This is a genomic window from Halanaerobium sehlinense, assembly GCF_055379485.1.
The window spans coordinates 821,061-834,373 of record NZ_AP042442.1 but is presented as its reverse complement, the minus strand read 5'-3'; the positions used below and the strand labels follow the sequence as shown (position 1 = coordinate 834,373).

Annotated in this window: 13 protein-coding genes; 4 read left to right on the top strand and 9 right to left on the bottom strand. The window is 32.8% G+C overall.

What is annotated here, in order from left to right; genetic code table 11:
• Nucleotides 1-28 precede the first annotated feature (28 nt).
• From ACZ446_RS04040 to ACZ446_RS04030, 3 genes are read left to right on the top strand one after another with little or no spacing between them, the layout of a single operon-like run.
• Nucleotides 29-892, top strand: a complete 864-nt coding sequence (locus tag ACZ446_RS04040) for an ABC transporter permease (RefSeq protein WP_464393856.1) — start codon at nt 29-31, stop codon at nt 890-892.
• A gap of 38 nt (nt 893-930) precedes the next feature.
• Nucleotides 931-2,001 carry a taurine ABC transporter substrate-binding protein gene (locus ACZ446_RS04035; protein ID WP_464393855.1) on the top strand — a complete coding sequence of 357 codons (1,071 nt, stop codon included), beginning with the start codon at nt 931-933 and terminating at the stop codon, nt 1,999-2,001.
• Between the two features lie 44 nt (nt 2,002-2,045).
• Nucleotides 2,046-2,834: an ABC transporter ATP-binding protein gene (locus tag ACZ446_RS04030; RefSeq protein ID WP_464393854.1), complete on the top strand. Its 789-nt coding sequence runs from the start codon at nt 2,046-2,048 to the stop codon at nt 2,832-2,834.
• A 90-nt stretch (nt 2,835-2,924) separates the two neighbouring features.
• Here ACZ446_RS04030 and ACZ446_RS04025 read toward each other — a convergent pair whose 3' ends face one another.
• From ACZ446_RS04025 to ACZ446_RS04000, 6 genes are all read right to left on the bottom strand, one after another.
• Entirely contained in the window at nt 2,925-3,305 is a 381-nt protein-coding gene (locus ACZ446_RS04025; RefSeq protein ID WP_464393853.1) for a RidA family protein, read from the bottom strand.
• Between the two features lie 46 nt (nt 3,306-3,351).
• Entirely contained in the window at nt 3,352-4,566 is a 1,215-nt protein-coding gene (gene ilvA / locus ACZ446_RS04020) for a threonine ammonia-lyase (protein WP_464393852.1), read from the bottom strand.
• A 75-nt stretch (nt 4,567-4,641) separates the two neighbouring features.
• Nucleotides 4,642-5,319 (bottom strand): helix-turn-helix transcriptional regulator, encoded by a 678-nt coding sequence (locus ACZ446_RS04015; RefSeq protein WP_464393851.1) that lies wholly within the window; start codon nt 5,317-5,319, stop codon nt 4,642-4,644.
• Between the two features lie 22 nt (nt 5,320-5,341).
• Nucleotides 5,342-6,529 (bottom strand): dicarboxylate/amino acid:cation symporter, encoded by a 1,188-nt coding sequence (locus ACZ446_RS04010; RefSeq protein ID WP_464393850.1) that lies wholly within the window; start codon nt 6,527-6,529, stop codon nt 5,342-5,344.
• 414 nt (nt 6,530-6,943) lie between these two features.
• A complete protein-coding gene (locus ACZ446_RS04005) occupies nt 6,944-7,846 on the bottom strand; it encodes a rhodanese-like domain-containing protein (RefSeq protein WP_464393849.1) in 903 nt (300 codons plus the stop codon).
• Between the two features lie 149 nt (nt 7,847-7,995).
• On the bottom strand, nt 7,996-8,916 hold the full coding sequence (locus ACZ446_RS04000; protein ID WP_464393848.1) for a sulfurtransferase: 921 nt from the start codon (nt 8,914-8,916) through the stop codon (nt 7,996-7,998).
• A gap of 287 nt (nt 8,917-9,203) precedes the next feature.
• Here ACZ446_RS04000 and ACZ446_RS03995 point away from each other — a divergent pair, with 287 nt between their 5' ends.
• Nucleotides 9,204-10,841, top strand: a complete 1,638-nt coding sequence (locus tag ACZ446_RS03995; protein WP_464393847.1) for an ArnT family glycosyltransferase — start codon at nt 9,204-9,206, stop codon at nt 10,839-10,841.
• On the opposite strand, the gene ACZ446_RS03990 is transcribed toward ACZ446_RS03995, so the two are convergent.
• Genes ACZ446_RS03990 through ACZ446_RS03980 form a run of 3 tightly spaced genes read right to left on the bottom strand, consistent with a single transcriptional unit; the run spans nt 10,798 to nt 13,293 of the window.
• Nucleotides 10,798-11,565 (bottom strand): ABC transporter ATP-binding protein, encoded by a 768-nt coding sequence (locus tag ACZ446_RS03990; protein ID WP_464393846.1) that lies wholly within the window; start codon nt 11,563-11,565, stop codon nt 10,798-10,800. The genes ACZ446_RS03995 and ACZ446_RS03990 overlap by 44 nt on opposite strands.
• Complete coding sequence (locus ACZ446_RS03985) at nt 11,562-12,332, bottom strand: ABC transporter permease (RefSeq protein ID WP_464393845.1); 771 nt, start codon at nt 12,330-12,332, stop codon at nt 11,562-11,564. The genes ACZ446_RS03990 and ACZ446_RS03985 overlap by 4 nt, the downstream gene beginning before the upstream one ends.
• On the bottom strand, nt 12,322-13,293 hold the full coding sequence (locus ACZ446_RS03980; protein ID WP_464393844.1) for an ABC transporter substrate-binding protein: 972 nt from the start codon (nt 13,291-13,293) through the stop codon (nt 12,322-12,324). The genes ACZ446_RS03985 and ACZ446_RS03980 overlap by 11 nt, the downstream gene beginning before the upstream one ends.
• Between the last annotated feature and the right edge of the window lie 20 nt (nt 13,294-13,313).

Sequence of the window (13,313 nt, the reverse complement as noted above, 5' to 3'; positions counted from 1 at the left end):
ATGCTTCAATTATAAGGACGTGTAAAAAATGGCTTTAGATAATAATCCAAATGACAAAAATGAAAAATCTAATGCTTCACAAAGTTCTAGCCCAAAAATTAGTCGCGAATCAGATAAAAATAAAAAAACAAAAACTGAAAGAGCTCTAACCTTTTTAACCTGGTCTTCTATCTTCATTTTATGGTATGTAATTACTAAACTAGGAATATTCACTCCTACTTTGCTGCCAGGACCAGCAAGGGTCTGGAATGCTTTTCTTAGAATATTAGAAAATGGTTATAATGGGGTCCCTCTCTGGGTACATTTAGGTGCCAGTTTTAAACGCTTATTTGTTGCTTTATTTTTTGCAATTTTTTCAGCAGTACCGCTGGGTCTTTTGAGTGGATATTTTAATAAAATTGAAGCTATAATTGACTCAGTAGTGGAATTTTATCGTCCACTTCCACCACTTGCCTATTATACTCTTTTGGTTCTCTGGTTTGGTATTGATGATGCTTCAAAACAAATACTGTTGTTTTTGGCAGCCTTTGCTCCTATTTATATAGCCTGTGTTTCGGCGGTTAGAAAGTTAAATCAGGACTTTGTTTTGAGTGCTAAATCACTGGGAGCTGCTCAAAAGGATGTCTTCTTTAAGATTGTACTTCCTGCTTCATTACCAGAAATCTTCACTGGAATTCGAACAGCCTTTGGAGTTGCTTATACAACTCTTGTTTCTTCCGAAATGGTTGCAGCTACCTCTGGTATTGGCTGGATGGTTTTAGATGCCTCTAATTTTCTAAAAAGTGATGTAATCTTTGTTGGAATCATAATCATGGGAATTACAGGAGTTATTATCGATGCCGGCTTACGATTTTTAGAAAGAAAAATAATTTTCTGGAAGGGTCATGTTTAATAAATTTACAGTACGTTAAAAAATAGGAGGTAAATATAATGAAAAAAAAGTTTAAAAAAATATTATTACTATTATTAATTACTGCTTTAGCTTTAACATTAACCGCCTGTGGCAGCCAACAAGATACTGGTACTCAATCTGGGAATAATGAAGCTTTACCGGAGGAAATTAATTTTGGTATTTTAAGAGTGCCAAATGATGAAACTATAGCAATTGCTGAAGGTTATTTTGATGATTATTTTACTGACCGTGGAATTAAAGTTAATACCCGCGTTTTTGATTCAGGTGTTGAAGCAAATCAGGCCTTAGCTTCAGGTAGTATTGACTTTGCAACTATGGGAAATACAAATGCAATTACTGCTCTGGCCCGTGAACTAAATGTAGAATTGATCTGGATTCATGAAGTTCTAGGCGAAAACGAAGCCTTAGCAGTAAAAAATGGCTCCGGTATTGAAAAAGTAGAAGATTTAGTTGGAGAGAGAATCGCTGTTCCTTTTGCTTCTACCTCTCACTATGTTCTTTTAAATGTACTAAAGGAAGCAGGAATAGAAAATGATGTTCAGCTTTTGGATATGCAGACTGCTGAAATAGTTGCAGCCTGGGAGCGTGGAGATATCCAGGCAGCTTACAGCTGGCAGCCAACTTTAGCCCAACTTTTAAAAAACGGTTCTGTTCTGATAGACAGCAAAGAGATGGCTGAAAAAGGATATATTACTGCAAATGTGGACATTGTCCGCAAAGGCTTTTCCGAAAAATATCCCGAATTAGTTGCTGATTTCATTTCTGCTCTTTCTCAAGCAGCAGATATTTATAAAACTGATCCAGAAAGAGCTGCAGAAATTGCTGGTGAGGAATTAGGTCTTGAACCAGAAGTTGCGCTGCATCAAATGCGGGGTACAGAATGGATTTCCCGCGAAGAACTTTTAGGTCCTGACTTTTTTGGAACCACAGCTGAACCAGGTAATTTTGCTAAAATAATGAAAGATACTTCTGATTTTTTACAGGACCAGGGTTCTATTGAAGAATCTCCTTCTCAAGCAGCATTTAATGAATATGTAAATCCCGAATATATAAAAATGTCTTTAGAAAATGAGAAAAATAACTATTAAATAACTGTCTGATCAGCAAACCTGATTAAGGAAGGATTATATTTATGTCTTCTCAAAAAGAATGCTTAATCAAAATTGAAAATATGAGTTTAGAATATGGAGAAAATGTTAACTCAACTCTTGCTCTAAAAAATATTAATTTAGAAATTAACCGGGGTGAGTTCATCTGTGTTTTAGGGCCATCAGGATGTGGGAAAAGTTCTCTGCTTAAAACTATAGCCGGTTATGTGGAACCTACATCAGGCAGAGTTTTAATGCAGGAAAAAGAGGTTGATGGACCTGACTGGCATCGAGGAGTAGTTTTTCAGTCCCCTACGCTTTATCCCTGGATGACTGTAAATGAAAATGTAGAATTTGGACCAAAAATGCGAGATTTATCTAAAGAAAAAATTAAAGAAATCCGAAAATATTTTTTAAATGAAGTTAATTTAAGTGGTTTTGGTGATAATTATACTTTTGAACTATCTGGTGGTATGAAACAAAGGGTAGCAATTGCCAGAGTACTGGCTAATTATCCGCAGGTAGTTTTAATGGATGAACCTTTTGGAGCTCTTGATGCTTTAACAAGAGAAAATATGCAGAATTTAATTAGAAATATCTGGGAAGAAAATAATACAACAATATTTTTTATTACCCATGATGTAGATGAAGCTTTACTTTTAGCTAACCGAGTTGTAGTTATGTCAAAACAGCCAGGAGAAATAATTAAAATTTTTAATGTCGACTTTACAGATCAAATCTTTGAAAAAGGTTCTAAAGAGGTTATTTATCAAAAAGATTATTTTGAAGTTAAAAATGAAATTATGGATATTATACACAGCCAGATTGATTAAATTTTAGAATTAGAATTTAGATATCCAAAATGAAAGCCCCTATGTCTTATAAGACATAGGGGCTTTCTAATTATGTTTTTACTATATTTTTTACTTTACTGCAACAAGTGAAATTTCAACAGCAACACCTTTTGGTAAGCTGCCTACTTCAACACATGCTCTTGCAGGTGGATCTTCCTGAAAATATTCTGCATAAATATCATTTACTGCAGAAAAATCATTGATATCATCAAGGAAAATCTCAGATTTAACAACATCTTTAAAGGTGCAATCTGCTGCAGCTAGAACTGCTTTCAAGTTTTCTAAAACTCTTTTTGCCTGCTTTTCAACTCCACCTTCTATGATTTCTTGTGTTTCTGGATCAATAGCAATCTGTCCAGATAAGTAAACTGTATCCCCTGCTTTAACTGCTTGTGAATAAGCACCTACTGCTGCTGGTGCCTGATCTGTATGAATTATTTCTTTTGCCATTTTATATTCCTCCTATTATTAATTAATTTATAGTTTGTTTTTTGGATTATCTAATACGTTTAATCTGATAATTATTTTTTTCTAATGTTTCAGTAATCTCTCTAACATGTTCTTCATTTTTTGTTTCTAAAGTAACCTGAACCTGAGCATGTTTTAAGGCAATATCTGGAGCTAATCGATCATGTGCAACTGAAATCACATTTGCACCTGTTTTACTAATTACATCAAGCAAATCTCTTAAAGCACCAGGTTTATCGAAGAGAGAAGTTTCAAAGCTAATTCTTCTTCCAGCCTTAATCATACCCCTATCAATAATTGTAGATACCATATCAAGATCAATATTACCACCACTTAAAACAACAGCGACTTTTTTACCCTGAATATTAATCTTATCATTTAATACTGCTGCCAGGGTTGTAGCACCTGCTCCTTCAACAATTAGTTTGGCTCTTTCCATAAGTAGAGATATTGCATGCGCAATCTCTTCTTCTTCAACTGTCACGATATGATCAACATATTCAGAAATTATTTCATATGTCATATCACCAGGACATTTTACTGCAATCCCATCAGCTATTGTATCGACTTTATCTAAATTTGCAAGACATCCCTGCTTCATAGACTCAGCCATACAGGCTGCATTTGCAGCTTCAACTCCTATAACCTCTATATTAGGATTAGATTCTTTAAGAGCAACTGCTACTCCAGAAAGTAATCCTCCTCCACCTACAGGCGTAATCACAACATCTACATCTGGCAGATCTTCTAATATTTCGAGACCTATTGTACCCTGACCCGCAATTACATCCGGATCATTAAATGCAGGCACAATTGTAGCTCCATGCTCTTCAGCAAATCTTTCTTCTTCTGCATGAGCTTCATCATAGCTCTCTCCACTTAAAATAACATCTGCACCATAACCCTGAGTGGCATTGATTTTACCAATTGGTGCACCCTCTGGCATCACAATTGTAGATTTTATACCCATCTGAGTAGCTGCCAGAGCAACTCCCTGAGCATGGTTTCCAGCTGAAGCAGCAACTACACCATTTTTCTTTTCTGCTTCAGTTAAATTACTTATTTTATTATATGCTCCTCTTATTTTAAAGGAACCGGTTCTCTGTAAATTTTCAAGTTTCAAATAAACCTCATTACCACTCATTTTACTAAAAGTTCTTGACCAATCTAAATCAGTTTTTATAGCAACATCTTTAAGTTTTTCACGAGCTTTTGTAATATCATCTAGAGTAACTAAAGCCATCCTTTTCCTCCTTAGTAATTATCATAAATTGAATCTAATATATGATTAAAGATTTAATTAATATTTCAAACTTAACTATTTATTTTTTTCAACCTCTTTTAAATAATTATAAATAGTGTATCTAGAAACGTTTAATTTTTCTGCTGCATGATCTACAGCACCTTTAATCATAAATGCTCCTTTTTGGTCCAGATATCCAATAACTTTTATCTTATCATCCTTCTCCATATAAGGAATTGGCTTCTCTACTTCTCCAATTGCGTTGTTTAGCATTGTTTCCATTACATCATTTATGTCATCAGCAAAGATTTCTGTTTGGGCTCCTGCACTTTCAGAATCAGAGCCCTTATTATCTAAGGCGCAGAAGTTTTTGATAGTATTTTCGGCCAAATACAGATTAGTAATATTATAATTAACACAGAGACAACCTAATACCTGACCATCATCGTCTGTTACAAACATGGTGGAAGATTTTAATATCCTTCCATCTTTCAGCTCATTTTTGTAATTTAATACATCATCAGGATTATTTTTATCTCTTAATCTTTTTAATGCAACGTCTGTAATCGGTCCACCAATTTCTCTTTCGGTTAATTCACCAGCAATAAAGACTATGGAACTTTCTGGCTGACTTAAGTCGTGAAGTACTACTTCAGCCTCTTTACCAAGAAATCTAAATATACCTTCTGCAACTGATTTCATATTATCAAGATAAGGATGTAATTTTCTCTTTTCATCTACTGAAATTCTCATTGATTAGCCTCCAACGCTTTCTTTATGCAGCTTCCTCTTTAATAGATCCAGTTTTTTTGCCGATTGCATCAACTAAAATGGCAATAGCTCCATCACCAGTAACATTACAAGCTGTACCAAAACTATCCTGTGCTAGATATAGTCCAATCATTAAAGCAGTTGCACCTTCACCAAACCCTAGAATAGATGTTAATAAACCTAAGGCTGCCATAACTGCTCCACCTGGAACTCCAGGTGCGGCAACCATTGTTACACCTAGCATTAAAATGAAGTGGAAAAACGCGCCAAAAGTTGGTGTTCCACCCTGAATCAGAACAACAGCAATTGCACAGGTTGTTAAAGTAATTGTGCTACCTGCAAGGTGTACAGTTGCACATAAGGGAATTACAAAGTCAGCAATTTTTTCTGTAATATTATTCTTCTTAGCACTTTTCAGTGTTACAGGAATAGTTGCTGCACTAGACATTGTACCAATTGCAGTTGTATAAGCAGGAATCATATTCTTAAGACTTTTAAATGGATTTTTACCGGACACACTACCAGCAATCATATAAAGGATTACTAAATATCCAAGATGCATAGCAATAATTAATGCAAATACTTTTCCGAATACATTTAATGTTTCAAATGCAGTTCCTGAAAAAGCCATGTTTGCAAAAACACCAGCAATATGGAATGGTAAGAATGGAATAATAACATTTTCAATAACAAGTACAATAATATCTCTAAACTCTGTCATAAATCCATATAGATTCTGATGGTCACCATTATGTCTGATATGATTTATTCCCATACCAATAACAAAGGCGGTAACAAGTGCTGTCATAACTCCAAGTAGTGCTGGAATTTCAAGAGTTAAAAATGGCTCTAATCCACCCTCTTCTGGATTAGCAACATTTGCACTTTTAACAATTGCTGGTACAATTCTACTTCCAATTAAGTAAGCAATTGTTCCTGCAGTAATTGTAGAACCATAGGCAATCAAAACAGTAGAACCCAAAAGTCTTCCTGCTTTATTACCAAGTTCTGCAATACCAGGAATAATGAAAGCTAGAATTACAAATGGAACTATGTAATTTAAAAATTCCCCAAAAATATGTGTAAATGTATAAAGTAATCTTGAAACTGTTTCAGGAAGGAACATTCCAATTAAAATACCAGAAATAATACCTAATAATAGCCGTGGAACTAACCCTATTTTTTTTAACATTTAAAAGCACTCCCTAGTTTTGTTTTTTAATTTTTGTAACTTTCGATAAGTATTCAATAAGTAATAGATTAATAATATCATTGTTCCTCACAGCTCAGCTGACTTTATCACTTAACTAATAATAAACTTATGTACTTATATTTGTACTCCTACCTCCCTCCATCTATAAATTTGATAATCAGCTTTCCCCGACCTTATATAGCTTATATTTTTGCAATAAAAATTATTACAAAAACTTATTATAAAAATTAAAATTGAGAATCGAATAAATAATCCTTGTTTATATTTTAAAACTATTTCAACATTTTGTCAAGCTATTATTAAAAATTTTTAATAAATACTTTAAAATAAAAATAAAAGGAGCCAAAATGGCTCCCTTAATATTTCTAAATATCTATTAATATTTAAATTCTTTTACTGAACTACTTCATAACCTTTGTTAGACCAACCATAAGGCTCATTCATAGGAGTACCCATACCACCATTAAGTGATACTGCATCATAACCTAACATTCTTAGTCCGGCTACTGTTTGACCCGCTGTCTGACCTGTATAACAGTAAACAACTAATTTTTTATCCTGTGGCAGTTGTCCAAAATACTGCTCCATTCCAGCACCCCATGGAATATTAACTGCACCTTCAATATGTCCTTCAGCATAATCACTTGCCTGTCTAACAGATACTACCATCATATCTGCATCAGAATCTAAAGCCATTTTTAACATATCTTCAGAAATCTTATAGTTTTTATAAATTGAGTCACTAACATCAGCAAGTCCTTTGTAATAATCTACTATTGCTGTTTTAATTTCTGGATTAATTTCATAATCTGTAGCTTCACCTAACTCATTACTTGAAGTTTCAACAATATCTTCATAACCTTCAACTCTTGAAATTCCTAGATTCCAGCCAAATCTAACAGATTTAGTCTCAAATCCTGCAAAGTTTAAAAGTCCTACAGTCTGATTAGCTGTCTGACCTGTATAACAGTAAACATAAATAGTTTCATCTGCTGGTAACTTATCTAAGTTGTCTGCAATTGCATCTGGTCCCCATGGTAAATTTACTGCCCCTTTAACATGGCCTTCATTATAAACATCAGGCTGTCTAATATCTAAAACAAATAGATCTTCTCCAGCTTTTAATTTTTCAACAAAAGCCTCTTCACCAATCATTGCATTATCTTCGGGTAGGTTGGCAAAATAACCATTAACTGCATCCTCTACTGCATCTGATACTGCAAGTGCTGAACTGGAAACTACCAGTAAAGCCATCATAACTACTGCCATTGAAAATAAAATTCTTCTTTTTTTCATTCTTATTCCTCCTAATTTTTTGATAAATAATTATTCTAGACTAGATTGCAAAAATACAATACATTAAAATATATTTCACAAAGCTTTGCAAATAAAAGTTCTCAACCTGAAGTTAAGAACTTTAATATTTAGTTAATAAAACTTAATATTTAGGAGCCATCCTGAGCACTTGGTTCTGCAGGAGCACCTGTGGGCATTGCCTTAGGTGTTGAACTATCTGAAGACCATTCTATCCAGGCCCCATCATAAAGCTTTAGATCTCTATAGCCAGCATTATGTAAAGCTATAAAACTCTGTGCTGCTCTAATTGAGGTCTGACAGTACATAATAACCTCTTTATCTGGTGTAATATCATTATCTGGATAATATCTCTGGATATAACTTGGTGGATAAAACTCTCCATTATCCTGATTGTTATCTACATAATTAATATGAATAGCTCCAGGAATAATCCCTTTGCTAACCTCTTCAGCAGTTCTAACATCTAAAATTGCAACATCATCACTGGGATTATTAGCCTGTGCCAGCAAATCATCTTTAGTGGCAATCAAATCTTCATTCTTGGCTGCTGCTGTATATTCAACACTTTCAGCTTCATAATCACCCGAAGTAAAATTAGCTCCAGCCTCTTTTAAAGCATTTAAGCCACCACTAATTACCTTCATATTGGCTGTATCATGACCATAGACCAGCATTGTCCACCACAAACGAGCTGCATCCATATTATTATTGTTGTCATAAATTAACACTTTTGACTGATTTGAGATACCATTTTCTCCTAATGAAGATTCAACTTTAGAAGCATCTGCAAGCATATTTGGATAAGGGCCAAAAGTTGTAATATCATTTCTGGCAATATTTACTGCACCCTCCAGGTGCTGATCTTCAAAGTCACCGGATTTTTGAGTATCAACTACAACTACCTCTTCAGCTTCAATCATCTTTAAAGCTTCATCTGCTGTAATTATATCCTGACCCACTTCACCGGGAACAGAAATATCTGCTTCACAGCCTGTGAGAATTATCGCAAAAGCTAATAAAAGAAATAAAACCTTTGCTCTTTTCTTCATCTTTCCACCTCCAAATGTATATTGTTAAAATTGGAACAATCTCTACTAATATTATAAAACACTTCTGGCCTTTATGGTTATAACATTTATTAATAGTATATTCAATTATCAAATGATTCTTCAGATCATTTTTAAATTCACAAATCAGTTCTGCTAATTTAAAGTTTCTAGAAAGTCCTTTTGATTTTCTTGATTTTGAAAATTATGGTATACTAATTATACTATTAAAATTACCTAATGTTTTTAAGTTTAACCTGAAAATAATTCTTTTGAGGAGCCTTAATTTGATGAATTTAATTAAAAATAAAATTAAAAATATAGAAATGTGGCATATTGTTATATTCTTTTTTATTATAAACATCTTTTTTCTTACAAATTTCCCTTTTATTCATTCTGATGAAGCCTGGTTAAGTGGGCTTTCAAGACAGATTATGGAAACTGCTGATTTGGAAGCTACTGAAAGTTTTTTTGATCTAGCACCTCGCAATCCCCATGCTGTAAAAATAATTTTTCATCTACTTCAAATAATTTTTATTAAAATTTTTGATTATCAAATATTTACTTTTCGATTGATCTCTTTATTAGCAGGGACACTGTCTCTAATTTTCTTTTATAAAATATCATTTTTAATCAGCAAATCCAAATTTTTAAGTCTGGGAGCATTAATTATCTTAGCAGCTGATATTCATTTTATTTATAGCTCACATTTAGCTCGCCAGGAAATTATCTTAGTCTTAATTTTTTTAGCTGCTTTTTATTATTTTCTTAAAAATATTGAGTCTATTAACTTTAGTTCTGATCACGACAATTTCAGAGCTAAATTAAACTATTCAGTTAAAAAAGATATTTATTTAGGCCTAATTTTAGGGATATCTATTGGAATTCATCCTAATTCCTTTATTATCTCATCCCCTTTTATCATTATCTATACCTATAAGCTGATCTTTGACAGTAAAATTAATTGGCAAAACTATTTAAGTTTTGCTTTAACTCTTGGATCTTCTGCTCTACTTTTCATTTACCTCAGCTTTCAATTTGACCCTAATTTTATTAGCAATTACAGCAATTATGGTGCTGCTCTTGGAGTTATGGATTCCTTTTTAATAAAAATAGAAAACTTAAAACTTTTCTATCAAAAATTATTTTATAGAATTAGCGGTACCTACTATATCCCCCACATTAAATTTCAGCTTTCTTTTTTTGCTGCTGCAGCAGTTGGCTCTCTAATAAAAGTTTTCAATAAACAAAATCAAAACAGGGATAAAGTTAATTTGTATTTGTTTTTAAGTCTATTTGCTGTTAATTTAGCTTTGATAATAATTGGCAGATATAATCAGACTTCTATTATTTTTATTTTTCCAGTTTCTTATTTAATTTTCATTAATCTAATTAAGGATTTAGATTTTAAAATAAAATCAACTTTGATAATCTCTTTGATAATTATTTTATCTTTCAGCAGTATAACAACAATAAATTCAGATAGTCATTATAATTATCAGGATTACCTGGAGGAAATTGCAGAAGTTGTTCCTAAAGATGCCAGAGTTCTGGCAAATCTAAATACAGATTATTATTTTGAAAACGGAAAATTACTTGATTATAGAAATCTAAATTATTTAAAAGATCATAATATTTCTTTTCCAGAATATATAGCGATAAATAATATAAAATATATTATTTATCCAGAAGAAATGGATTTCATCTATAATACTCGTCCCAGCTGGAACATTCTCTATGGTAATCTCTATCCTTATTATTCAGAAATGCAGACTTTTTTAGATAAAAAAGCTGTACTAATAAAAGAATTTACTAATTCAACATATGCAGTTAGAATAGTAAGAGAAATCGAAAAAAAGGATTGGTGGGTTAAGATTTATAAGGTTAGGCCTGAAGCCTTGACTGAAGTTTCTCAAACAAATGATTAAATTCCAGACTGCTGCGTCTGCGGGGACGAGGCAGCTTATTATTTACTATTTCAATAATTTCTCCGGGTTCATTTTTCATCAAAACTATTCGCTCGGATAGGAATACTGCCTCTCTAATATCATGGGTTACAAAGATAATTGTTTTTTCTTCTTCTAACCATAAATCACTTAAAAGCTGCTGCAGTTCATGTCTGGTCTGGCTGTCAACACTTCCAAAAGGCTCATCCATCAGCATTATTTCTCCTTCTGCTGCTAAAGTTCTGGCTAAAGCTGCTCTCTGCTTCATTCCACCAGAAAGCTGATGTGGATAATAATTCTTATAGTTTTCTAATTTAACTTCTTTTAAATATCTTAAAGACTTTTCTTCAATTTGAATTTTAGTTAATTTCTGATTTTTATTTTTAGCAGCAGCTTTAACAGCAAAAGCTACATTATCAATCAATTTTTTCCAGGGAAAAAGCTGTTCAAAATCTTGAAACAGCATAATTCTGTCCAAACCGGACTTTTTAATTTTTTCACCATTTTTTAAAATTTCTCCACTATCTTCTTCTAAAAAACCTGCAATTACTTTAAGTAAAGTAGATTTTCCACAGCCAGATGGTCCTAAGATTGTTAAAAACTCATTCTTTTTAATTTCAAGGTTAATATTTTTTAGAGCTGTTTTAGTATTACTGCCTCTTTTAAAGTTTTTATTTATATTTTCAAGTTCTAAATAGGAGCTCATTTTGACATACCCCATTTTTGTATTGTTTTTGCTTCTAATTTTTTGAAAATAAAATCCTCGATTAAAATCCCGATAATTATAATTACTATAATCCCTGCAAATACTCCAGGTAAATCAAAAAACACCCGCTTTTGAAAAATATACCATCCTAAACCACCTAAGCTGTTAATAGCACCAAAAAGCATCTCCGCACTGATTAGAGCTCTCCAGGATCTGGCCCAGGCTATTTTTAAACCTGAAATAAAATAAGGCATTGAGGCTGGAATCAAAATTTCAAACATAAACTCTGCTCTATTCAAACGGTAATTTTTGGCAATCAAGGTATAAATATCGGGTACAGATTTAAAGCCAGTTCTTAAATTTAAAATTAAAGGCCATAAAACTGAATGAATAATTACAATTAAAATAGCAGTCCGACCTGAACCAAACCAGATTAGAATCAACGGCATTAAAGCAATACCAGGTAGTGGATGAGCAATTGCTGTGAGTGTATCGATTAATCCCGCCACAGTTTCAGAGAAATAGGCTGTTAGGGCTAAAATTAAAGCTGCTGCGGTTGAAAAAAATAATCCCTGAATAATAATTGAAATAGAAAAATAGATCTGTTTAATTAAAGATCCATCTTTTAATGATTTAATTAAAGCTAAAATGATTTTGTCTAAACCCGGAAATATCATTTCTGAGAAAAATCCACTTAAAGCAATTAACTGCCAGAGTATAGCTAAAACAATTACCCAAAACAAACGCTGTTTATACTTATTTTTCATTTTTATCAACAGGCTTCTTGAATATCAGCTTTTCTTTTTCATAATTTATTTCAGATAAATACCCCTCTTTTTTCATAAAATTGATAAATTTTTCTAAGCCCTTTATTTCAGAACTGAATTTCATCCCGGGCCAGCTTAAATAATCCTTCATTTCTTCTTTAGTCAAATCATAATTACCAGCTAGAATCTCTGCAGACCGATCTGGCTGCTGCTGGATGAAACTAAAAGCCTCCTCAAGGGCATCTAAAAAAAGCTGATAATTTTTGGACTGCTGCTGGTAAAATTTTTCGGTACTAACTCCTATAATAAAAGTAAAATCCCCTCCGAAAGCTTCTTTACCACTTATAACTTCTTTCATCCCAGCTTTAGTTTCTAGAAATAAATAGGGTGGTGAAGCAAAATGAGCACTGACCTCTCTCTTAGCTAATAAGGCATTCATCGCATCAGGATGGCTCATTGTTAAAAGTTGATTATCAAATTTATTGGAATTTTTAAATTCACGCTGTGCTGCCATAGAAAGTAAAATATGTTGAATGCTCCCAGGTTGAGGTAGAACAATTTTATCCTGATCTCTAAAATCAGACAGTGAGTTAATATAATCTCGGTTAGTCATTAAAGCTAAGGGGCTTTCGGAAAGTCCAGAAATTATTTTCCAGTCCATTCCTTTATCTTTAGCAATTAAAAAAGGAGGAATCGCCATAAAAGCAATATCAACTTCACCTGCCAGCATTGATTCTCTAATTGCTGCTGTATTAGGTAACTGCTTCCATTCGAGCTCTAAATTATTTTGTTCAGCCTCCAGAATGTTTAATTCTTTTATCAACTGAACTGGAGCATATGCAAGTCCATATTGTTCAGCAATCACAATCCTATTCTTTTTAGCCAGCTGATTGTTTTCACAGCCGCTTAAAAATAAAAAAGTTAACAATAAAATTATTATAATTGAAATATATTTTTTCATAATTACACTCCTGATTTAAA

Excerpts from the sequence above, each read along its gene's own strand:
- ACZ446_RS04040 (WP_464393856.1), top strand. The coding sequence starts at position 29 with ATGGCTTTAGATAATAATCCAAATGACAAAAATGAAAAATCTAATGCT.
- ACZ446_RS04035 (WP_464393855.1), top strand. The coding sequence starts at position 931 with ATGAAAAAAAAGTTTAAAAAAATATTATTACTATTATTAATTACTGCT.
- ACZ446_RS03985 (WP_464393845.1), bottom strand. The coding sequence starts at position 12,332 with ATGAAAAATAAGTATAAACAGCGTTTGTTTTGGGTAATTGTTTTAGCT.
- ACZ446_RS04015 (WP_464393851.1), bottom strand. The coding sequence starts at position 5,319 with ATGAGAATTTCAGTAGATGAAAAGAGAAAATTACATCCTTATCTTGAT.
- ilvA (WP_464393852.1), bottom strand. The coding sequence starts at position 4,566 with ATGGCTTTAGTTACTCTAGATGATATTACAAAAGCTCGTGAAAAACTT.
- ACZ446_RS03990 (WP_464393846.1), bottom strand. The coding sequence starts at position 11,565 with ATGAGCTCCTATTTAGAACTTGAAAATATAAATAAAAACTTTAAAAGA.
- ACZ446_RS03995 (WP_464393847.1), top strand. The coding sequence starts at position 9,204 with ATGAATTTAATTAAAAATAAAATTAAAAATATAGAAATGTGGCATATT.
- ACZ446_RS04005 (WP_464393849.1), bottom strand. The coding sequence starts at position 7,846 with ATGAAAAAAAGAAGAATTTTATTTTCAATGGCAGTAGTTATGATGGCT.
- ACZ446_RS04025 (WP_464393853.1), bottom strand. The coding sequence starts at position 3,305 with ATGGCAAAAGAAATAATTCATACAGATCAGGCACCAGCAGCAGTAGGT.
- ACZ446_RS04030 (WP_464393854.1), top strand. The coding sequence starts at position 2,046 with ATGTCTTCTCAAAAAGAATGCTTAATCAAAATTGAAAATATGAGTTTA.
- ACZ446_RS04000 (WP_464393848.1), bottom strand. The coding sequence starts at position 8,916 with ATGAAGAAAAGAGCAAAGGTTTTATTTCTTTTATTAGCTTTTGCGATA.
- ACZ446_RS03980 (WP_464393844.1), bottom strand. The coding sequence starts at position 13,293 with ATGAAAAAATATATTTCAATTATAATAATTTTATTGTTAACTTTTTTA.
- ACZ446_RS04010 (WP_464393850.1), bottom strand. The coding sequence starts at position 6,529 with ATGTTAAAAAAAATAGGGTTAGTTCCACGGCTATTATTAGGTATTATT.